15 protein-coding genes, 1 tRNA gene and 3 pseudogenes are annotated in these 20,995 nt (G+C 61.4%); 9 read left to right on the forward strand and 10 right to left on the reverse strand.

The features are described from left to right. From AB4O22_RS00835 to AB4O22_RS00845, 3 genes are read left to right on the forward strand one after another with little or no spacing between them, the layout of a single operon-like run. Window positions 1-660 carry a paraquat-inducible protein A gene (locus AB4O22_RS00835; RefSeq protein WP_072344579.1) on the forward strand — a complete coding sequence of 220 codons (660 nt, stop codon included), beginning with the start codon at window positions 1-3 and terminating at the stop codon, window positions 658-660. After that, window positions 647-1,270 (forward strand): paraquat-inducible protein A, encoded by a 624-nt coding sequence (locus AB4O22_RS00840; protein ID WP_013694217.1) that lies wholly within the window; start codon window positions 647-649, stop codon window positions 1,268-1,270. The genes AB4O22_RS00835 and AB4O22_RS00840 overlap by 14 nt, the downstream gene beginning before the upstream one ends. Continuing rightward, window positions 1,263-3,566 carry a PqiB family protein gene (locus tag AB4O22_RS00845; protein WP_003205594.1) on the forward strand — a complete coding sequence of 768 codons (2,304 nt, stop codon included), beginning with the start codon at window positions 1,263-1,265 and terminating at the stop codon, window positions 3,564-3,566. The genes AB4O22_RS00840 and AB4O22_RS00845 overlap by 8 nt, the downstream gene beginning before the upstream one ends. A 214-nt stretch (window positions 3,567-3,780) precedes the next feature. Here AB4O22_RS00845 and mksF read toward each other — a convergent pair whose 3' ends face one another. Genes mksF through mksB form a run of 3 tightly spaced genes read right to left on the reverse strand, consistent with a single transcriptional unit; the run spans window position 3,781 to window position 8,589 of the window. Beyond that, window positions 3,781-6,621, reverse strand: a complete 2,841-nt coding sequence (gene mksF, locus AB4O22_RS00850; RefSeq protein WP_367861796.1) for an Mks condensin complex protein MksF — start codon at window positions 6,619-6,621, stop codon at window positions 3,781-3,783. After that, window positions 6,618-7,319: an Mks condensin complex protein MksE gene (gene mksE / locus AB4O22_RS00855; protein WP_003205590.1), complete on the reverse strand. Its 702-nt coding sequence runs from the start codon at window positions 7,317-7,319 to the stop codon at window positions 6,618-6,620. Before mksE ends, mksF begins: the two co-directional genes overlap by 4 nt. Then, window positions 7,309-8,589 (reverse strand): Mks condensin complex protein MksB, encoded by a 1,281-nt coding sequence (gene mksB, locus AB4O22_RS00860; protein ID WP_041476417.1) that lies wholly within the window; start codon window positions 8,587-8,589, stop codon window positions 7,309-7,311. Before mksB ends, mksE begins: the two co-directional genes overlap by 11 nt. Window positions 8,590-8,770: 181 nt before the next feature. Between mksB and AB4O22_RS00865 the strand changes: the two genes are divergently transcribed. Continuing rightward, entirely contained in the window at window positions 8,771-9,550 is a 780-nt protein-coding gene (locus AB4O22_RS00865; RefSeq protein WP_064106943.1) for a hypothetical protein, read from the forward strand. Beyond that, on the forward strand, window positions 9,543-9,995 hold the full coding sequence (gene rimI / locus AB4O22_RS00870; protein WP_003205585.1) for a ribosomal protein S18-alanine N-acetyltransferase: 453 nt from the start codon (window positions 9,543-9,545) through the stop codon (window positions 9,993-9,995). The genes AB4O22_RS00865 and rimI overlap by 8 nt, the downstream gene beginning before the upstream one ends. A 188-nt stretch (window positions 9,996-10,183) precedes the next feature. Here the strand turns inward: rimI and AB4O22_RS00875 are convergent, their stop codons facing one another. After that, window positions 10,184-10,588, reverse strand: a complete 405-nt coding sequence (locus AB4O22_RS00875) for a serine kinase/phosphatase (protein WP_460095770.1) — start codon at window positions 10,586-10,588, stop codon at window positions 10,184-10,186. Between AB4O22_RS00875 and AB4O22_RS00880 the strand changes: the two genes are divergently transcribed. Both AB4O22_RS00880 and can read left to right on the forward strand, forming a co-directional pair. After that, entirely contained in the window at window positions 10,587-10,715 is a 129-nt protein-coding gene (locus tag AB4O22_RS00880; protein WP_256365268.1) for a hypothetical protein, read from the forward strand. The two genes, AB4O22_RS00875 and AB4O22_RS00880, sit on opposite strands and share 2 nt — an antisense overlap. 5 nt (window positions 10,716-10,720) lie before the next feature. After that, a complete protein-coding gene (gene can, locus AB4O22_RS00885) occupies window positions 10,721-11,365 on the forward strand; it encodes a carbonate dehydratase (protein ID WP_003205581.1) in 645 nt (214 codons plus the stop codon). Between the two features lie 10 nt (window positions 11,366-11,375). Here can and AB4O22_RS00890 read toward each other — a convergent pair whose 3' ends face one another. The 3 genes from AB4O22_RS00890 to AB4O22_RS00900 form a co-directional block, all read right to left on the reverse strand. Then, the gene (locus tag AB4O22_RS00890; protein WP_223472797.1) at window positions 11,376-11,903 is read right to left on the reverse strand and encodes an SET domain-containing protein; all 528 of its coding nucleotides are present in this window, start codon (window positions 11,901-11,903) and stop codon (window positions 11,376-11,378) included. Between the two features lie 179 nt (window positions 11,904-12,082). Further along, window positions 12,083-13,243: a hypothetical protein gene (locus tag AB4O22_RS00895; RefSeq protein ID WP_223472796.1), complete on the reverse strand. Its 1,161-nt coding sequence runs from the start codon at window positions 13,241-13,243 to the stop codon at window positions 12,083-12,085. 112 nt (window positions 13,244-13,355) lie between these two features. Further along, window positions 13,356-14,774 carry a short-chain fatty acid transporter gene (locus AB4O22_RS00900; RefSeq protein WP_003205576.1) on the reverse strand — a complete coding sequence of 473 codons (1,419 nt, stop codon included), beginning with the start codon at window positions 14,772-14,774 and terminating at the stop codon, window positions 13,356-13,358. A gap of 308 nt (window positions 14,775-15,082) precedes the next feature. On the opposite strand from AB4O22_RS00900, the pseudogene AB4O22_RS00905 reads away from it, so the two are divergent. Both AB4O22_RS00905 and AB4O22_RS00910 read left to right on the forward strand, forming a co-directional pair. Then, a pseudogene (locus AB4O22_RS00905) lies at window positions 15,083-15,769 on the forward strand (PAS domain-containing protein); the annotation flags it as partial. A 108-nt stretch (window positions 15,770-15,877) separates the two neighbouring features. Beyond that, window positions 15,878-16,309 (forward strand): annotated as a pseudogene (locus AB4O22_RS00910) (methyl-accepting chemotaxis protein); the annotation flags it as partial. 171 nt (window positions 16,310-16,480) lie between these two features. On the opposite strand, the pseudogene ggt reads toward AB4O22_RS00910, so the two are convergent. The 3 genes and pseudogenes from ggt to AB4O22_RS00925 form a co-directional block, all read right to left on the reverse strand. Next, window positions 16,481-18,336, reverse strand: a pseudogene (ggt, locus tag AB4O22_RS00915) (gamma-glutamyltransferase). A 162-nt stretch (window positions 18,337-18,498) separates the two neighbouring features. Then, window positions 18,499-18,575 (reverse strand) — tRNA-Met (locus tag AB4O22_RS00920). Between the two features lie 103 nt (window positions 18,576-18,678). Next, on the reverse strand, window positions 18,679-20,736 hold the full coding sequence (locus AB4O22_RS00925) for a methyl-accepting chemotaxis protein (RefSeq protein ID WP_223472794.1): 2,058 nt from the start codon (window positions 20,734-20,736) through the stop codon (window positions 18,679-18,681). Window positions 20,737-20,995 lie beyond the last annotated feature (259 nt).

Here is a 20,995-nt window from a genome sequence, read left to right on the forward strand (position 1 = left end):
ATGCCCGATCCGTCAGACATTGATAGGTTGTCAGATCTGCCCCTGAGCGATCTGGTGGCGTGTCATGAGTGCGACCTGTTGATGCGCAAGCCTCAGCTGGCCCATGGTGAAAAAGCCGAGTGCCCCCGTTGTGGCTATGAGCTCTATGCTCACCGGCACAATGTAGTTGAACGCAGCCTTGCCTTGGTTATCGCGGCCCTGCTGTTATATGTGCCGGCCAACTTCTTACCCATCATGGAACTCAATCTGCTCGGGCAGTCCTCCCAGGACACCGTTTGGAGTGGGGTGGTCGGCCTGTTTGATACCGGTATGCAAGGCATCGCGGCAGTGGTGTTCCTGTGCAGCATGGGAATTCCACTACTCAAGTTGCTTTGTCAGTTGGTGGTGCTGTTGTCCATTCGCTTGGACTTTGGCCGTAGTTACGGTTTGTTGCTGTATCGCATTTATCACCATCTACGAGACTGGGGGATGCTTGAGGTCTACCTCATGGGGGTGCTGGTGGCCATCGTCAAGTTGGCAGACATGGCGGCCATCACCGTAGGCCTTGGCCTGGTGTGCTTCATCAGTTTGTTGCTGGTCCAGGTCTGGCTGGAGGTGGTGATGTCACCCCATCAGATCTGGCAGGCGTTATCAGGAGAAGATGCCCATGCGGGCGATTGATGCAGGGATTCTGATCTGTACGGAGTGCCACGAGTTGAATCGGCAGGATGCTGAGGCCGATAACCAAACCTGTACTCGCTGCGGTGCGCTGGTTCACCCCCGTCGCCCGAACAGCTTGATGCGGACCTGGGCATTGTTGATCACGGCCGCGATTCTTTATATTCCGGCCAACATGTTGCCGATCATGACTATCAACTCGCTGGGCCAGGGCGCCCCGAGTACCATCATGGCCGGCGTCATCGAGCTGGTTCAACACGGCATGATTCCTATTGCTGCCGTGGTGTTCATCGCCAGCATCGTCGTACCCACTTTCAAACTGGTGGGCATCGCCTTGTTGTTGTTTTCCGTTCAGCGGCATCAGCCTATGTCGGCGCAGCAACGCATCCTTATGTACCGTTTCATCGAGTTCATTGGTCGCTGGTCGATGCTGGATATTTTCGTGATCGCCATTTTGGTGGCCGTGGTGAATTTCGGACGGCTCGCCAGTGTCGAAGCCGGTCTCGGCGCGATCGCTTTTGCCAGCGTAGTGATTTTGACAATGATTGCCGCAGTAACCTTCGATCCCCGACTGATTTGGGATAACACGGAGTCGGATGACGACCATGACTGATTTGCCTACCGCTAAAACTCGACCGGCTTCGAACTGGTCGGCCATCTGGGTCCTGCCGTTGATTGCCTTGATCATCGGCGGCTGGCTCGGCTGGCGGGCTTATAACGAGACCGGAATCGAGATCAATGTGCGCTTTGAGAGCGGAGAAGGCATCCAGGTCAACAAAACCGAAGTCGTCTACAAAGGGATGACGGTCGGCAAAGTGACGGCTCTTACCCTCGATGACGAAGGCAGCTCCAAGGGGGTGGTCGCGACCATCGAGATGAACAAGGACGTCGAGCAGTACCTCAAGACCGGAACACGTTTCTGGCTGGTCAAGCCGAGCGTGAGTCTGGCCGGGATCACTGGCCTGGAAACCCTGGTCTCGGGTAACTATGTGGCTATCAGCCCAGGTGAAGGGGAGTCGGCCCGTAAATTCAAGGCCCTGGCCGAAGAGCCGCCGCTGTCGGATGCCAAGCCGGGGTTGCACTTGACCCTCAAGGCTGATCGGTTGGGTTCGCTGAACCGTGGCAGCCCGGTGTTCTACAAACAGATTCAGGTCGGTCAGGTGAAGAGCTACCTGCTATCGGAGGATCAGAGCAAGGTCGAGATCAAAATCTTCATCGAGCCGACCTATGCCAGCCTGGTGCGCAAACACACGCGTTTCTGGAATGCCAGTGGCATCAGCATCGATGCCAACCTCTCGGGCGTCAAAGTGCGCAGCGAGTCCCTGGCCAGCATCGTGGCCGGAGGGATTGCCTTCGCCACGCCGGAAAGCCGCAAGGACAGCCCGCCGACGGACCCAAGCCTGCCGTTCCGTCTTTACGAAGACTTTGACGCCGCTGCGGCGGGCATTCGAGTGAAGGTCAAGCTCAGCGATTTCGAAGGGTTGCAGGCCGGTCGTACGCCGGTCATGTACAAAGGTATCCAGGTCGGCAGCCTGAAGAACCTCAAGGTTGATCCGGACTTGGCCAGCGCCACGGCTGAATTGACCCTGGACCCCTTGGCCGAAGATTACCTGGTAACCGGCACGCAGTTCTGGGTCGTCAAGCCATCGATCTCGCTGGCGGGTATCACCGGCCTGGAAGCGTTGGTCAAGGGCAACTACATTGCCGTGCGACCGGGTGACAAGGGCGGCGCGCCGCAACGGGAGTTCGAAGCCCGGGCAAAAGCTCCACCACTGGACTTGCGTTCCCCGGGGCTGCACCTGGTCCTGCTGACCGAAAACCTCGGATCGCTGGAGGTCGGCAGTCCGATCCTCTACAAGCAGGTCAAGGTCGGGTCGGTGCAGAGCTATCAGTTCTCCCGCAAGAAGAAGCAGCTGATCATTGGTGTGCACATCGAGAAGGAGTACGAAGGGCTGGTCAACGGCTCGACACGTTTCTGGAACGCCAGTGGTATCACGCTTACGGGAGGTTTGACGGGCGGGATCCAGGTCAAGAGCGAGTCCCTGCAAAGCCTGATGGCTGGTGGGATTGCCTTCGAAACTCCGGAACCGAATGTGCCGCTGAAAAGACGTATTCCCCGTTTCCGCCTGTTCGCCGATCACGAAGCTGCACAACAGCGAGGCACTGAGGTCACGATCAAGGTCGATCGCGCCGATGGTTTGCGCAGTGGTACGCCGATCCGGTTCAAAGGGTTGGATGTGGGCAAGATCGAGGATGTTGATCTCAGCGCCGATATGCAATCGGTGCTGCTCACGGCGCGTATCACCGAAGTGCCGGAGCGCATCGCCCGGGTCGGGTCCCAGTTCTGGGTGGTCAAGCCGGAGTTGGGGTTGATGAAGACCTCCAACCTGGAAACGCTGGTAACCGGCCAATACATTGAAGTGCAGCCTTCGGCGAAAAACCTCGGGCCGCAGAAAAGCTTCGTGGCCCTGGCCAATCCACCGGAAAGCGCTGTGCCCGAAGCAGGACTGAGCCTGGTGCTGAGCGCGGCCCGCCGTGGTTCGTTGAAGATCGGCGTACCGGTGACCTACCGCGAGATTACGGTGGGCAAGGTCACCGGTTATGAACTGGGCCAGACCGCGGACCGGGTGCTGATCCATATCCTGATCGAGCCCAAGTATGCGCCGCTGGTGCGCAGCGGCACGCGTTTCTGGAATAGCAGTGGTTTCGGTCTGGACTTCGGTCTGTTCAAGGGCGCGACGGTGCGCACCGAGTCGCTTGAAACGCTTATCCAGGGCGGCATTGCGTTCGCAACACCGGATGGCGAACGAATGGGCAATCCGGCTCGACCGGAGCAGACTTTCCCACTGTTCGATAAGTTTGAAGATGAATGGCTGACTTGGGCGCCGAAGATCAGTCTCGGTAAGTGATTGGAGTGGCGTTAGTCTGTTCTGACGCCATCGCGAGCAGGCTCGCTCCCACAATGGATGAATGTCGTACTTGATTGCCATGAACGACGCCAAACCTGTGGGAGCGAGTTTGCTCGCGATGAGGCCATCAGTTGCACTGACGACTCAAAACCAGCGCAATAAAAAAGGCCGCGATCCAATGGATCGCGGCCTTTTTCATGCCCGGTAATTCACCTCACACCGAATCCAGCTCCGGCTCGTCGGCCTGGACATTCACCGTGGCCTTCACCGCATCGTGACGACGGATGTACTTCCAGTCCGCTTCGTCGATGTAGATGCCGTTCGGGCCGCTGCCACCTTCCAGGTCGATGGCGACACTGGCGCAGACTTGCGGCTTCACACTGGCCAGGATCGGCACGAAGCCCAGTTGCAGGCTGGTTTCCAGCAGGGCGGCCTGGTTTTTCTCGTCGATGTCCGCGGCTTCGTCCAGGTAGTACGGCAGACGCACGCGGCCGGCCTGTTCGCGGTCCATCAGGTGCAGCAACAAGTACATGTTGGTCAGCGCCTTGATGGTCATTGTGGTGCCGTTGGACGCCGCGCCGTCGATGTCGGTGTGGATCACTGGCTGGCCGTTGACCTTGGTGATCTCGAACGCCAGCTCGAACAGGTCCTTGAGACCGAGCTGGTTATGGTTCGCCGCCACCAGCCGCGCCAGGTATTCCTTGGCTTCTTCGTTCTTGTTGTCCTGCTCGGCGCTCTGGCTGAGGTCGAACACCGACAGCGTCTCGCCTTCCTCGTACTGGCCGGCGCTGTGGATGATCTGGTCGATGTGCTTGAGCGCTTCCTTGTTCGGCGCCAGGACGATCCGGAAACTCTGCAGGTTGGACACCTGGCGCTTGTTGATCTCGCGGTTGAACAGCGCCAGTTGGTGCTCGAGGCTGTCGTAGTCGCTGCGGATGTTGCGCAGGGTCCGGGCGATGTCGGTCACGGCCGCACGGCGCGCCTTGCCCAGGGTCAGGGCTTCGTCGGTGCGGTGGGCATAGGCGTTGATCAGCAGTTGCAGGCGTCGCTCCATGTCGTCTTCGCTGTCGAACTTGGCCACGCCCTTGAGGCGCACCTGGGCATACAGCGCTTCGATCTGGCCGTCGACCCGCAGCAGCCCTTGCCAGCTGTCCTGGTAGTCATTGAGCAGCGGCAGCAGGTTGTCCATGGAATCGTCGACCGGGTCCATGAACGGCGTGCCGAACGGCAGGTCCGCCGGCAGCAATTGACGACGGCGCAGGGCGTCGTCGAGGGTGCGTTGCTTGGCTTCCATGTCGGCGATCTGCCGGCCCACCAACTGCAACTTGGCGGATAACTGCTGGACGCGCTCGGTGAAGGCATCGCTGGAGCGCTTGAGTTCGTCCTGGGCGGCTTCCATTTGCGCCAGTTGCTCGAGTTTCTCGCCTTCTTCGGCACTCAGGGTCTGGCTGCGGCGGAAGTCTTCCAGGGCTTTCTGCGCATCGAGGACCTGCTGGTACAGCGCTTCGGTCTGGGTCTTGCTCGCGGCGCGGTCGGCGGCCACGGCTTGCTGGGTCTTGAGCTGCTTGAGTTCTTTTTCCAGGCGTTCTTTCTGGTCGCGCAACGCGGCACGGTCGGCCAGGGCTTGCAGGGCAGGCGGCTCGATGTGGGACAGGTCGATGGACAGGCCCGGCACTTCGAAGCGCTCGCCTTTGAAGCCGTCGAGGATCAGCTCCATGGATTTGACCCACTCGCCATTCTCGTCCAGCGCGATGCCGTGTTCGCCCAGCGGCAGGCTGAACAGGGCGCTGTTGAACAGGCGCATCAGGCGTTCGACGTCCTGCTGCGAGAACTCTTCCCGCAGGCGGGCATAGCTGTTGTTGTCGGCGTGATCGAGTTGCTGCTTGACCGACTTCAGGCGTTTTTCCAGGTCCCGCAGGCGCTCCTCCAGGTCCTCGGCGCTGAACTGCCGGGACTGGGCCAGGGCGCCGGCCAGTTCGTCGTGGGCGTCCTTGGCGGCGAGCAGTTGCTGCTCCAGGACCTTGACGTCATCCACCAGGGCAAAGCGATGCTTGAGCACCGACAGTTCGCCGAGCCAACGCTGGATGCCGCTGATTTCCCGCTCCAGGCGCATCAGCTCCTGAGTGCCGCCGCGCTGGTCGTTCTGCAGCGAATCCTGTTCGTTGCGGTAGTGTTCGGCCTGGATGGTCAGCTCTTCCTTGCGCGCACTGGCGTAGTCCGACCAGGTGCCCAGCAACGAATCGAGTAGCGGCGAGAGGCGATGCAGTTTGCCCCGCAGGACATCGCGCTGCTTCACGCCATTGGCCAGGGCTTCCACCAGCGGACCGGCCGCCACCAGGGAGTTGTAGTCCTGCTCCATGCGGCGTACGTCGCGGAAGGCTTCTTCGCACGCGGCGATGTAGTCCACGCTACCGGAACGCAGGCTGTGCTCGAACGCGTCGAGGAACAGTTGCTTGAGCTTGGCCGCGGTGATTTCGCGCATGTGCAGCAGGTTGATGAACAGCGCGCGGAAGGTCTTGAGGCTTTGCTCGCTGGTGGAGCGCAGCGGGATCAGCGTCAGGTCCAGCGGGATCGAGGTGTGGCCACCCACCAGCAGGCGTCGCAGTTCATCCGGCTTGAGTTCGTAAGCTTTCAGGCCTTCGCGCTCCAGGTTGGTGAACAGTTCTTTCTGACGCAGGCAGGTGTCATTTTTCTGATAATGGGCCAAGTCCAGTTTGCCGGCGTAGGCAAAGAACTGGTGACCGAAACCGCCGCCAGGGCCGCGACCGACCACGCCAATCACGTGCGGGCCGTGGGGCAGGGCGACTTCCACCAGGATGTAGCTGGTGTCCGAGGCAAAGTAGAAACGCCGGGATTGTTCCAGGCTGTACTTGCCGAAGCTCATGTCCGACATGCGCGCCAGGATCGGGAACTGCAAGGCGTTGATCGAGGCGGATTTCCCGAGGTTGTTCGCGCCATAGACCGACAGCGGTTCTTCCAGCGGGAACAGACCGAGGCTGTAGCCGGCGGTGTTCAAAAGGGCAAAGCGGCGGATGCCGTAGCGTTCCTTGCTCATGCGTCGGTCTCCTGTTCTTCGGCAATGGCGCGGGCCAGTGCGTCTTCTTCGCTCTCACCTTCAAATTCGCTGAGGTCCAGCGGATCATCGGTCTGCAGCAGTTTTTCGTCGCTGTCTTCGTCGATCAGCACGGGCACCGGCAACGGCAGCACGCTGTGCAGGCTGGCGGCCAGGTCGCGGTCCTGCTGGACCGACAGGCACACGTCGAGGAAGCGATGCATCGGCGGCAGGAAGCGGTAAACGCCATTTTCTTCACTGGCAAAACCCAGTTGGGTCATGCGTCGCATGATTTTTTCTTCCAACTCTTCCTGGGTCTGTACTTCGGCCTGGATGAACAGGTCGCGGTATTTTTCCAGCAGCGACGGCAGCTCATCGCGGCCCAGGCTGCCGCCGTCGAGCACGGCAATTGGGTCGCGGCCCTGGTCGGCCAGGTGCTCGACCAGGATGAAGGTGAACAGGGCCAGGCGCTGGGCGGTCTTGTTCACCGCCGCGGCGGCCAGGTCCGGCACGAAGTAATAGAAGCCACGGGTGTCGCACACCAGTTCGAAGCCCAGGGCCTTGAACAGCGTGCGGTATTGGTCCTGGAAGTTCGACAGTTGTGCGTACAGCTCCGGGTCGCGGCGGCTGACGTGGTAACCCTTGAACAGCTCGCGGAAGATCGGCGCCAGCTGTGACAGTTCGGATAGATCAAGATGCATGGGGGATGCTCGCAGAATCCTCGGCGGCGGTGTCGCCGGCCGAGAGCAGGGCGAAGGAGCGCAGGCTGACCTGATGCTCGTGAGTGTGATAGTCGCGGCGTTCCAGACGCTCGCGCTTGAAACGTTTTTCCCGCGACAGGCGCGAGAACCAGTACAGCAATTCGTCGGTGGCGCCGTCCGGTTCCTGTTCCAGCAGCCAGGTCATCAGGTCCGGCATCGGCAGGGCGTCTTCGCAGCGCTCGACCATCTCGCGCACGGTGCGTGGCGCACGCGGTGCCTCGCCGCCCTTGTGGGTCTTGTGGGACTTGGGGAAGCGCGCCGGTTTCGGCTCGAAACGGGCCAGCGCATAGACATAGGCTTCGACCTGGCTGGCGCTGCCCAGGAACGTGCTTTGCGGCCGGGTAAACATCGGCATGGCGGCCTGCGGCACGGCATCGATGCCTTTGCGACGAATGGCCGCCAGGGCCAAAGCCGCGCCACGGGTCACGGCGTTATGCCGGCGGGCTTCTTCGCGCAGTGGCAGGAGCAGTTCACGGGCATGCCGCAGGGTCAACTGGGCGCTGGTCTGCATCTCGAGAATGCGCGCGTGGGTGCGCAGCAGCATGTCGTCGTCCACCAGATGGCCGAGGCGCTGCTGTTCGGTGAGCATGCGCAACAGCACGTTCTCGACCTTGCGCACGCCTTGCTCGAAGGCGCCGTCGGCGTTCACCAGTTGAATCATCGGCTCGACGTATTCGTCCCAGGTCGCCAACACTTCGGCGTAACGCTGGCGCAGCGGGATCTGCCGGTCGCTGGTCTTGGCCCGCTCGGCCACGGCCACCAGGGCCTGTTCGTCGTTGGCGAGTTTCTTGAGCACGTCGCGCACGCGCATGTCCAGCAGGCGCAGTTGGCGGGCCAGGTCGTTGCCGTCGCGAATGTCGAAGGCGTCCTGGATGTAGCCGGCCAGGCGTTCGAGGTGGCGCAGGTAGGCTTCGATCTCCAGGCACAGGCCCAGGCGGTGCTCGCGGCGCAGGTAGGCGAGGAAGTCATGGATCTGGGCGTTGAGCTCGAAGCGGTTCGGGCTTTTCGCCACCGGTACGAGAATGTCCAGGCGGATCCACACATCCAGCAGGCTGGTGATGTCCTGGGGCGTGCTGTCCAGTTGTTGGGCGGCCAACTGTGAACGCAATTCGTTGAGGCTCAGGGTGCCCTGGTCGAAGTGCTCGCACAAAGGTTCCAGCAATGCCCAGTGTTCAGCGAGGGCGCGCAAGACGCGCTTGGGTTCGATCATCGCAATGGCCGTCGGGTTGGCAATTAAAAGCGGCAATTGTACTGCATCGGGCCGGTTGCGATTCACCCCTTGGACGGACTGTCGTTTGCTATCGATCAACTATTGGCTCAACAGGGAAGCGATCCGCCTCGAAGGGCGGTAGAATCCCTCCCACTTTCAGTTATCCACAAGTGGCCGACCCTTGCTTATCGAGTCCCGTCGCCGCGCCTATCTGACCGCCATGCAGGTGGTCAACTGGCTGCCGCGTACCGAATTGCCGTTCGCCGCCCCGTCGCGGCCCGAGCTGCTGGAAACGCCCGAGCCCGAGTACATCGCGCCGGTCGTGACCGCGCCTGTGGCCAAGACGGTCGCCGAGCCGGTGGCGCCCGTGGTCGAACGGCCAAAAATCGAAGTGCCGCGTCCGAGCCTGGCCTCGACCCGTACCAACGCCAAGCCGGTGGAAGAGGTTGTCGAGGCACCGCCCAAGGCCCCCTACGTCGCGCCGCCGCGTTTCGCCCTGCAACTGCTGCGGGCCGGGCGTTGCCTGCTGTTGGTGGAGTTGCCCACGGGGGAGCCGTTTCAAAGCCGCGATCCAGCCTACTTGCTGCTCAAGGACATGCTGCGCGCCGCCGGTCTGCCGGATAGCCCGCAGATCATTGGCGAACCGGTGCGCTGGCCGCTGTTGTCGCGCGGCACCATGGACCAGGGGCCCGAAGCGGCGCGGGATTTTGTCCAGGGGTTCGTTTCGGCGCGCCTCGAAGACGAGCCCTGCGTGTGCCTGTGGCTGATCGGCCTGCCGGCGGTGAAGTTTGCCGGCGAGGCGGATGCCGAAGCGTTCAATCGTGAATTGCAGGTCGAAGGCCTGGGCTCGGCCTGGGCGTTGCCCGGGTTGGAACTGTTAATGGAAACGCCACAGCGCAAGGCTGATGTCTGGCAAGCCATGCGCCGGCTGATGGCGCGCTGGAAAGAATCGAATGAGTGACGCTGTATCGTTCCGCCCGATGACCGAGGCGGACCTCGACGCTGTACTGAAAATCGAATACGCCGCCTACAGCCACCCCTGGACCCGGGGGATATTTCTCGACGGTCTGGGCAAATACCAGATCTGGCTGATGTTCGAAGGCCAGCAGCAAGTGGGCCATGGCGTGGTGCAGATCATCCTGGATGAGGCGCACCTGCTCAATATCACCGTCAAACCGGAAAACCAGGGCCGAGGCCTGGGTTTGCGCCTGTTGGAACACTTGATGTCGATTGCCTACAAGGCGGAGGCCCGGGAGTGTTTCCTGGAAGTGCGCGACAGCAACCGCACGGCGTTCCGGCTGTATGAGCGCTATGGCTTCAATGAAATTGGCCGGCGCCGGGATTACTACCCGGCGGTGGGTGGGCGTGAGGATGCGGTGGTCATGGCTTGTACCTTGGTGGACTGAACTGCCACGCCCCCCTGTGGGAGCGAGCCTGCTCGCGAAGACGGCGGTACATCCAACATTGATGCAAACTGAGCCACGGCTATCGCGAGCAAGCTCGCTCCCACAGGGGCTTGGCGGTGTACATTAAATCCGAGGCCAAACACAAAACCACTGTGGGAGCGAGCTTGCTCGCGATGGCGATTGTCGGGTCAGCGCTTGCCATCCAGCGGATCGATATCCGCCATTTCCGCTTCGTCCAGCCCATCGCCCCCGCCAATATCATTTTCATCCACCACGCTCAGGTCCCAGTCTGCCTGTTCGTCGTCCCCGGTCTCGTGGGCGTCCCGGGCGCCGTCTTCGTGGATGAGGGTTTCCGGGCTCATGTCGTCATCGGTCGATTCGTGATCATCCGTCGAAGCCCCGGTCATCCCGACTTCACGGACGCGTTCGCGAGGCATCAGGTGCTCGCGTTCGTTTTCCGGCAGTTCGTCACCGATCTTCGCGCTGGGTTCTTCTTCGTCGAACTCCAGTTCATGCATCGAGCCCATGCGATCCTCATTGTCGTCAATGGGTTCCGGTTGCGTCGCATCGAAGGGGCGTCGTGAATCATTCATGGCAATTCCTCATACTGTGGGCCTTACTGGTGTCGACCGGCAGCGCATCCAGGAATTCCAATGCATCGCCGACGTGACCTCGACCGGCGGTCGTTTGTCACAGTTGCGCACTCTCAATCGAGGCTAGACAGCATGAACGAATTACAAGATCTGATTGATAACAACGCGCGTTGGGCCGATGCGATCAAGCAGGAAGATCCTGACTTCTTCTCCAAGCTGGCTCGTCAGCAAACCCCGGAATACCTGTGGATCGGCTGTTCCGATGCGCGGGTGCCGGCCAACGAGATCGTCGGCATGCTGCCGGGCGATCTGTTCGTACACCGCAACGTGGCCAACGTAGTGCTGCACACGGATCTCAACTGCCTGTCGGTGATCCAGTACGCGGTGGACGTGCTCAAGGTCAAACACATCCTGGTCACTGGCCATTACGGCTGTGGCGGTGTGCGTGCCTCGATGCAGGACCGGCAACTGGGCCTGATCGACGGTTGGCTGCGCTCGATTCGCGACCTGTACTACGAACATCGCGAGGCGTTGGGCCAATTGCCGACCGAGGAGGAACGTGTCGACCGGCTGTGCGAGCTGAACGTGATCCAGCAGGTGGCCAACGTCGGCCATACCAGCATAGTGCAGAACGCCTGGCATCGCGGGCAGAAACTGTCGATCCATGGCTGCATCTACGGCATCAAGGATGGACGCTGGAAGAGCCTGGACACCACGATCAGCGGTTTCGAACAGTTGCCGCCACAGTATCGGCTGCGTCCGGTCGACGCGCCTTGAGTCCGGTTCGTCAGTCGCGGTGACATTGTCGGCGCCAGTGCCGTAGAAACTTCATTCCCTGCTCATTGGGCGGTTCGTCATAGCCGGTAATCCAGCCATGACAGTTGGGTGAACCGCACCGGCAGGCGAACTGTCGATACAGTTTCTGTTCGGTACTGGCGTAGTCCATCGTCAGGCAGTCACCTTCATCGATGTGGGCCAGTGACCACAGCCACAGTTCGCTCATGTCGAGGAAGACATTCGGGTTGCAGGAATGCAGCAGCAATCCGGCGAAGCGCGGGTCATACATGTGGACGTCCGGCAGGATCTGCAGCGTGTGCAGGCGCCGTCGGCTCACCAGCAGCCCCGAAACCCTGCACATCCTCTCCATGGGTGCGAATGATTTGCGGGCGATGATGGCGTTGCCGCGGCCGTCGGTCGTGCGACGCACTTCGAAGTCGTGCACCGAGGGGTAGCCCAGGCGGGTACTGAGTGGTTTTTCCGGGTAGATGCAATCCCGGTACTGTGAGCAGGCGCGATCTGTAATGAACGTGGTCATGACAGTCCTTGTCGGTGCTAAACACTCGACTTTCTGGCGCTGGCGATCCTGCCGGCGGTCGTTTAAAAAACCTTGATAGCTTCGCCCAAGTCGGGGGCGTCATCTACTGTCGACTCTGACAGGTGCCAAAGGCGCTTCCCCGCGTCAGCGCCAGCCTACGCGGGAAGGCGCCTCTAGGTTTAGACCGCCTCGGCAGGCAGCGGCATGGGCACCTTCAGTTGTGGAAGTTGCGACTTGATCGCCGGTGTCTCGCATTTTTTCGCTGCGTCTTCCTCGCTCAACTTCCGAACCGAGGTGTAGAACAACTCGCAGGTTTTCTCCTTCTGCGTGACCTGCCAGGTCTGCGTGCACTGGTTCAGCAGGGTGTTCGGGTCGGTGCCCGGCTTGCTGCCCATGCCGGCCTGCCAGCATGCAGCGCTCAGGTCCTGGCCCATGACTTTCAGGCCAGCGGCATCGGCCTTGGCTTCGTCGCCCTCGTAGTTGTCCTTGTCGGCGGCGTACCAGATGTAGCTCGGATGGTTGGAGCCCAGGACCGGAACCTTGACCCCGCTGCCGGTTGTGATAGTCGCCAAGCTGAGCACATTCACGGTCTGGCCGTACTGGGTCTTGATCCAGTTCCGAACGGGCGCTCCGAAGGCCACCATCGGCAATGCGGCGCCGCTGGCGGTTTGGGTGACCTGTGTGACCATGGTGGTTTGGTAATCGTTGAAGTAGCTGTAGAGCCCTTCCAATGTGCTGCCAGCATTGGACGGTGCCGCGATGGGCGCGATGTCGATAATGGTCTGGTAGGCCGGCGTCTGTTCAACCGCAATGCCGTTGACGGTCAGCAGCGTGGCCCAACGGTCGGTGGTGGCCGACTCCAGGTAGTCCTGGGCCTGGGTCAGGGAGTAGTCCGGCGGGAAGTGCAGCAACTCGACACTCTTGCGGTTTTCCAGGGCCATGCCCAGCGGCAGGAACAGATACCAGTTGTAGGACCATTTCTTGTCGCTGTTGAGTTTCGAGGCACCGTTGTACGCCAGGTCACCGGCGTCGAGCAGGGCCTTGAGTGGTTGGCCGTAGCTCTTCGGTACGCCGCTGATGCTGGCATAGACCTTGTCGTTATCGATTTTGACGTGGACCTTGGCCGTGCCGTAGCCGTCGCGCTGCACGCTTTGAGTCAGGTAGTGCTCGACGGTCTGTTCCAGGGTCCAGTCGCGAAAGCAGATGACGTTGCAGTTATTGGGGAAGGCAAAGAGACGGGTGACGCGTTCGGTGCTACCCAGTTGTACGTCAATGTCGGTGGCGTGGGCGGCGGCACTGAAGGCCAGGGCGGCAAAAGAAAGTACGGCGAGTTTGGACATGCTCAGATCCTTTTCAGCGTGTGGGCCCCTCGAAACAGGGCGCATCCATACTGAAACAGACCGGGCCGAAGAAGAAGTGGGCCGATGGAAATATCGGCCCTTTTTTATGGCTTTATGGCATCACTGGCGGCAAATAACTCAATGTTGTCCCCAGCGCCCATAGCAGCGCCAGCACCAACGGCGTATGCACCAGCAGCTGCACGAAGGAAAAACCGATCAGGTCCCTGGCCTTCAGCCCCAGGACCCCGAGCAACGGCAGCATGTAGAACGGGTTGATAAGGTTCGGCAGCGCTTCGGCGGCGTTATAGATTTGCACCGCCCAGCCCAGGTGATAGTTCAGGTCGTTGGCCACCTGCATGACGTAGGGCGCTTCAATGATCCACTTGCCGCCGCCAGAAGGAATGAAGAAGCCCAGTACCGCCGAATAGACGCCCATCAACAAGGCGTAGGTGTCATGGGAGGCGATTTGTACGAAAAAGGTCGAGATGTGGTGGGCCAGGGTCTGGGCATCGCTGCCTTTGACCGTGGTCAGCAGCGCGGCGATCGAGCCGTACAACGGAAACTGGATCAACACGCCGGTGGTGGTCGGCACCGCGCGAGCCACGGCGTCGAGAAAGCTGCGCGGCCGCCAGTGCAGCAAGGCGCCCAGCATGATGAACAGGAAGTTATAAGTGTTGAGCCCGGAAATGGCACTGATCGCAGGCTTGGTCGAGAACTCGTGGAACAGCCAGCCGGCCGCCAACAGCACCAGGGCGATGATCAGCAGCGGACTGTGCTCCAGCCATTCTCCTGGGCGGGTACGCGGCTGCAACGCCGGCATGCTGAAACTGGGGTCGATACCACAAGCGGCGGCGTCACGGGCGCTGTTCGGCCCGGGGGCGGTGGCGTAGGCGACAATCAGGGAAATCACGATCAGCGCCAGCAACATGACCCCGGACTGCCAGAGAAAAATGGTCTGGGTAAAGGGAATGACGCCGGTAATGGACAGGATCGAGGGCGGCAGGCTGGCCGGGTTGGCCTGCAATTGCGCTGCCGACGAAGACAAGCCCAGGGCCCACACTGCGCCCAGGCCCAGGTAAGCAGCGGCCCCGGCGGCGCGATAGTCCATTTTCAAGTCGGTGCGCCGGGCAAGGGCGCGCACCAGCAAACCGCCAAACACCAACGACAGGCCCCAGTTGAGCAACGACGCGACCATGGAGATCAGCGCCACCCACGCCACAGCGGAGCGGCCGTTGGTCGGAATCCGTGCCAGGCGGTCAATCAATTTGACGGCCGGTGGCGAGCTGGCGACCACGTATCCGCCGATCACCACGAAGGCCATTTGCATGGTGAACGGGATCAGGCTCCAGAAGCCGTCGCCGAACGCCATGGCTGCCGCCGTGGGCGTGGCGCCGATGAATTGTGTCGCCACGGCGACCACCAGCACCGCCAGCGCGGCGAAGACCCAGGAGTCGGGGAACCAGCGCTCGGCGAAACTGGAACAGCGCAAGGCGAAGCGGGCGGAACGGCTGTCTTCGATGTCGGTGGTCACGGCAATTACCTCGTTTTTATGGTTATGGGTATTGATGGCGGCAAAGGCTTCAAGGGGCAGGCGCAACAGTAGAACAATCCAGTGACCATGGGAGGCTTATCGGGTTCGAGGGGCGTCCTGGAATATTTTCACCAGGGGCTCGTGGTGCTCTTTAGAAAAAAATCGCCGGGCCGATGGCTAGGGAACAGCATTTAATTCTCCTGCTGTCGGAGCTGCCCATGTTCAACAACCGCCTGAAGCAGGAGCTGCTGGCTCTTCGCCAAGAACTGTCCAGCCTTGCGCAAGTCAAGGAAAGCCTGGATCGCGAAATGCTTGGCCTCACCCTGGATGCCGATGGACGGATTCAATCGGTCAATCAGAATTTCCTCGACGAGATGCGCTACAAGAGCCAGGACTTGATCGGCCGGCCTGTGGATGAACTGGTCCCTGCGTATTTGAAATCCAATGAGTTCCAGGTTCGTTTCAAGTCGGCGCTGACCCGTGGCGAGCACTTTTCCGGTGCCGTGCGCCTGCTGCGAGGCAATGGCCAGGAAGCCTGGCTGCGTTCGATCCTCCAGCCTGTACGGGGTGCAGACGGGCGGATCCGCTATTTTTCGATGTATTCCAATGACCTGACCCGCACCATCGAGGCCTCTCGCGAGCATGAAAACCTCATCGGTGCGTTGGTGCGTTCAACGGCGGTGATCGAATTCGATTTGGGTGGTCACGTGCTGACGGCCAATGATCGTTTCCTCAATGCCATGGGTTACAGCCTTGCGCAGATCAAGGGCAAGCATCACCGCACGTTTTGTGAACCCGAGGAATACAACAGTGCGGCCTACCAGCAGTTCTGGAAACGCCTGAACAGCGGTGAATTCGTGGCCGGCCGCTTCAAGCGTCTCGACAGCAACGGTCGTGAGGTCTGGCTGGAAGCCTCCTACAACCCGGTGGTCGATGCCAACGATCGACTGTACAAAGTGGTCAAGTTCGCCACCAACATCACCGACCAGGTCAACCAGGAAAAAGCCGTCGCTGATGCGGCCAGCATCGCCTACAGCACCTCGCTGCAGACCGACAACACCGCCCAGCGCGGCACGACGGTGGTGACCCAGGCCGTGGAGGTGATGCGCGACCTGGCCCGGCACATGCAAACCGCTGGTGAAGGCATCGAGGCGTTGAACGAGCAATCCCTGGTGATTGGTACCATCGTCAAGACCATCAGCGGCATCGCCGAACAAACCAACCTGCTGGCGCTCAACGCCGCGATCGAAGCGGCCCGGGCCGGCGAGCAAGGTCGCGGTTTTGCGGTGGTGGCCGATGAAGTGCGACAACTGGCATCGCGCACCAGCCAGGCGACCGATGAAATCGTTGGCGTGGTCCGCCAGAACCAGGACATGGCCCGCAATGCCGTGGCCCTGATGACCGACGGTCAGCACCAGGCCGAGCACGGCCTGGCCCTGGCCGCCGAGGCGGGCACGGTGATCGTCGAGATCCAGGACGGGGCGAAGAAGGTGGTCGATGCGGTGAGCCAGTTTGCCAACCAGCTATCGACCTGAGGAAAACTGCTGAGCGAGCCGCCGTCATCGCGAGCAGGCTCGCTCCCACAGTTCTCCCTGAATAGCCTTGATATTGTGTTCGCCGCCACCTCCTGTGGGAGCGAGCTTGCTCGCGATGGCGGCCACACATTCAACATCCTTGCACGCTGACTCAACCTGATCGGCGAGCGCTCAATCCCCCAGCGCGGCACCTTCGCGCCGCGGGTCCGCGCCGCCGGCCAGCGACGTTTTCCCTTGTGCATCACGCACCCGGACGATCGCCTGGGTGCCGCTGTTCATGTCGATCTCGCTTACCGCATGGCCTTTGTCTTTCAGCGCCTGGATCAGCGTCGGGCTGAACTGCCCCTTTTCCAGTTCGGTGGGGCCGTTGCGGCTGCCGAAGTTGGGGAAGTTGATGGCGGTTTGCGGGTCCAGGTTCCAGTCGAGCAGGCCAATCACTGACTTGGCGACGTATTCGATAATTTGCGAGCCGCCCGGTGAACCAACAGCGGCCAGCAGCTCACCACTTTGACGATCGAAGATCAGCGTCGGCGCCATGGACGAGCGCGGGCGTTTGCCGGGTTCGACGCGGTTGGCGACTTTTTGCCCGTTTTCTTCAGGGATGAACGAGAAGTCAGTCATCTGGTTGTTGAGCATGAAACCCTGGACCATCAAGTGCGAGCCAAACGCCGATTCCACCGTGGTGGTCATGGACACTGCACCGCCCTGGTCATCCACCGCCACCACTTGCGAGGTGGAAATGCGCAGTGGCGAACGGTCCGGCGCATAGGCCACTTGAATGCCCGGCGGTGTCCCGGGCTTGGCGACGCCCATGCTGCGTGCGCCGATCAGGCCTGCGCGGCTGGCCAGATAGCCCGGGTCGACCAGGCCTTTGACCGGCACGGGAACAAAATCCGAGTCGGCGACGTACTGGGCGCGGTCAGCGTAGGCCAGGCGTTCCGCTTCAGCGATCAAGTGCGCCGCCTCGGGCGCGGGCTCGAGGCCGGCGGGTTTTTCGGTCTTGAGTGGTTTCAACGGCGCGAGGGCATTGTGGCTGTTGCGTTGTTCCAGGGCCTGCAATGTCCCGAGGATCTGCGCCAAGGCGATCCCGCCGGAAGAAGGGGGGCCATGCCGCACACTTGCCAGCGCTTGTAGTCGGAGCACAACGGCGCGCGCTCTCGGGCGGCGTAGCCCTGGAGGTCATTGAGCGAAAGGCTGCCTGGATTGGCATGACCTCGCACCTTGGCGACCATCTCCTCGGCCACCGGCCCTTTGTACAACGCATCCGGGCCTTCGTTGGCGATGCGCTTGAGCACGTCGGCCAAGGCTGGATTCTTCAGTGTCGTACCGACGGCTTTCGGGCTGCCATCGGCGTTCAGGAAGTAGGCGGCCATGTCCGGCGAGCCCGGCAGGGACGGATCGGTCGCGATCAACGAATGCAGCCTGGGCGAGATTGCAAAACCCTGCTCTGCCAGCGCGATGGCCGGCTCGAACAGTGTCGCCCATTTCAGGCGCCCGTGTTTGCGATGGGCCAGTTCCAGGGCGCGCAGCACCCCCGGCGTACCCACGGAGCGGCCGCCGATCTGAGCGGCGGTAAACGGCATGGGTTTGCCGTCGGCTTGCAGGAAAAGTCTTTCGGTGGCGCCAGCCGGTGCCGTTTCGCGACCGTCGTAGGTGCGCACGGCCTTGCCATCCCACAGCACAATGAACGCGCCACCGCCGATACCTGAAGATTGTGGTTCCACCAGCGTCAGCACCGCTTGCATCGCAATCGCCGCGTCGATGGCCGAGCCGCCGCGTCGCAACATCTCCCGCCCGGCCTCGGCCGCCAACGGGTTGGCCGCGGCCGCCATGTGCTTGTCGGCGTAACGGGTCTGCACATCGGTGCGGTAGCCTGAGGTGATTTCCGGCGGAGCGGGCAATGCCGGTGTGGCGGAGGAGGAGGGCGGGGCCTTGCAGGCGCTAAGCGTTAGCGCGACAGCCAGCAACGAAACGGCTGAAAGACGATGAAGGTTTGGTTTCAGATCTATAAGCACGTGTCGCTCCATCCGTGGGCCAGGGGTATGGAGATCGACTGTAGCGATGCGAGGCGTGTGGCGCAAATCAACAAGGCCTCTCGCCACAGGGGGGCAACCAAATCCTGAGAGGACAGGCACTTTTCTCGAGGCATAAAAAAACGGCCTATCTTTCGATAGGCCGTTTTTAGTACTTGGTGGCTACACAGGGACTTGAACCCCGGACCCCAGCATTATGAATGCTATGCTCTAACCAACTGAGCTATGTAGCCAAGTGGCGCGCATTATTCGCCGGTAACGAAGATGTGTCAAGCGTAAATCTGAAATATTTCTCTGCGCTTTCAACCGCTTAACAATCCTCGCTGCAAATCGCTATCAACCGAGCTGAAATCTCCCTGTGTTGGCACTCAGGGCCCGGCTTCCCTGGCTCAGGGTATCCGCCGCCAGGTTCACGGCCCTTGCGCCTTCAAGCAAACGCATCGCTGCCTGGTCGACCTGCTGGATATTGCCGCTGACCTCGTCGGCGGTGCTGGCTTGCTCATCCACGGCGGTGGCGATTTGCGCCAGGGTGTCGGTGACGCTTTGCACCGCGCTGGCAATTTCTCCCAGCCGTTCGCCAAGACCGGTGACTGCTTGGGCGTCGGTCTGGGCCTGGCCGCAGGCGGCTTCCATCAGGCTGACGGCTTCGTTGACCGTGGCGCGCAGGCTGTCGACGGTGGCGGCAATCTGTTGCGTGGAGGATTGGGTGCGTTGCGACAGGCTGCGCACCTCGTCGGCCACCACCGCGAAACCACGGCCCTGTTCCCCGGCGCGAGCGGCTTCGATGGCGGCATTGAGGGCCAAAAGATTGGTCTGCTCGGCCACGCCACGAATGGTATCGACCACCAGTTGGATCTGTTGCCCCTGTTCGCTGACCCGCCCCAGTGCGGCGGCGGTTTCGTTGAGGCGCTGGTTGAGCTGCTGGATGCTGGCCGTGGTGCGTTGGCTGTCGCGGCTGCTGTCGGTGGCGATGCGGCGGGTCTGCTGGGCGCTATCGGAGGCCTGTTCACAACTCTTCGCCACGCCCTGGGAGGTGGCGGCCAGTTGTGTTGCGGCGGCAGCGATCTGGCTGATCTGCATCTGCTGGGCTTCGACTTCGCCCAGGGCGCCGCTGGAGTGGGTATTGAGGGTGCGTACGGCGTCGCTCAACTGCAACGTTTCGTGGTCCACCCCCAGCAGGCTGTTGCGCAGCTGCACCACGGCGACGTTGAGGGCGGTGCTGATGGCCGCCAGTTCATCGCGTCCTTGCACTGGCACTTGCAAGCTGAGATTGCCGTCGCGCAGGGCTTCGGCCAGCAGGGTGATGCCGCTGGCGCTGCGCCGGATCGACGATTGCAGGCAAACAAAAAGATACAGCGCCGCCAGCAGCAGGCAGCCCAGTACCGTTGCTACCAGGGTGAACTGGCGAATCGCCGAACCGTGGTAGTGGTCCAGCCGCGTATCCAGTGCCACCAGTGACTGTTGCCGCAGGGTCGCCAGGTCGGCGAGGAGGGCGTCCATGTGTTTCTCGAAGTCTTCGGGCTTGAGATTGATGGAACCGCCGAACACGCCGTCATCCAACACTTTCAGGCCGGCATCCAAGTGCTTGAGGCTGCCCTGGTATTGTCCGGCCCAGGTTTGCAGATCGCTGGGCAGGCGGGTTTCCAGCAGCGCTCCGGTCTTGACCAACTGGTCCCGGGCGTCGCCGATACGGCTGCGCAGGTCCCGCAGTTGCAGGCGACTCTGCAACGTGAACTGGCCTGATACCACGGAAGCTTGTCCAACGCTGGCCAGGCGACCGACCCGTTCGATCAGGTCCGGCGTCTGCTGAGTGGAAATCTGCGTCAGCAAATACGTTTCCAGCCAGGAGGCGAGGGTCAGGCGGTTGTCCATGACCATCTGCTCGCGCAAGGCTTGCAGGGCGCTGAGGGCAGCGGTGAAGCGGTCGTAGCCATCCGGCCACCAGCCCACGCTGCCCAGGCTCTTCGAATCCAGGCCGTTGAGGCTGGTTTGCAGGGCTTGATAGCGGGCGAGGGTATCGGCCTCGGCCCCTTCGGTTTGCAGGGCGTTGCCCAGGTCACTGGCGGCCTGGGTAAGGGCCGGTTGCACTGCGTCATACGCCGCCATGGCGGCCAGCGTCGCGGGTGTCGGCTGCCGATTGGTTTCGGTGGCGCGCCAGCGGGCGGCGCGGTTGCGCTGGGCGGTGAGCAGGTTGTCCAGGTTATCCAGGGCCAGCAATTGGCGCACCCCGGCGCGTTCCCCGGAAATCAGGCTGAGTTTGTCGCGATAGTCCTGGCCGATGAGCCACAGGCTGCCCATGAGCGGCAGGATAAAAAGCAGGAACAGCAATTGGAATTTGCGGGCGAAGCCGAAATGCCCCAACAACCTGATTCCCGGTGATAGAAAAGCCTGCATGCCCATACTCCCCTGAACACCCTTGCACTATTTTTGTGCGTTTTCTACACAAGTGCTGAAACAGGTGCCCTTTTAAAAGGCCTCGAAAGTTTGTCCAAATCGGCTCGGTAGGCCAGCTCTGTAGCGAAACTTCCCATTCTCGGTCCCCTTTGTAAGGAGCCGCGTTGTAGGCCATTAACAAGGCAAGATTCAGACCATGGCGTAGGGCTATCACCTTGGATTTCGGCAATTTTTCGAGGTCGATAGCTAGCTAAGGGGA

It is taken from the genome of Pseudomonas sp. S3_B11 (assembly GCF_054667715.1).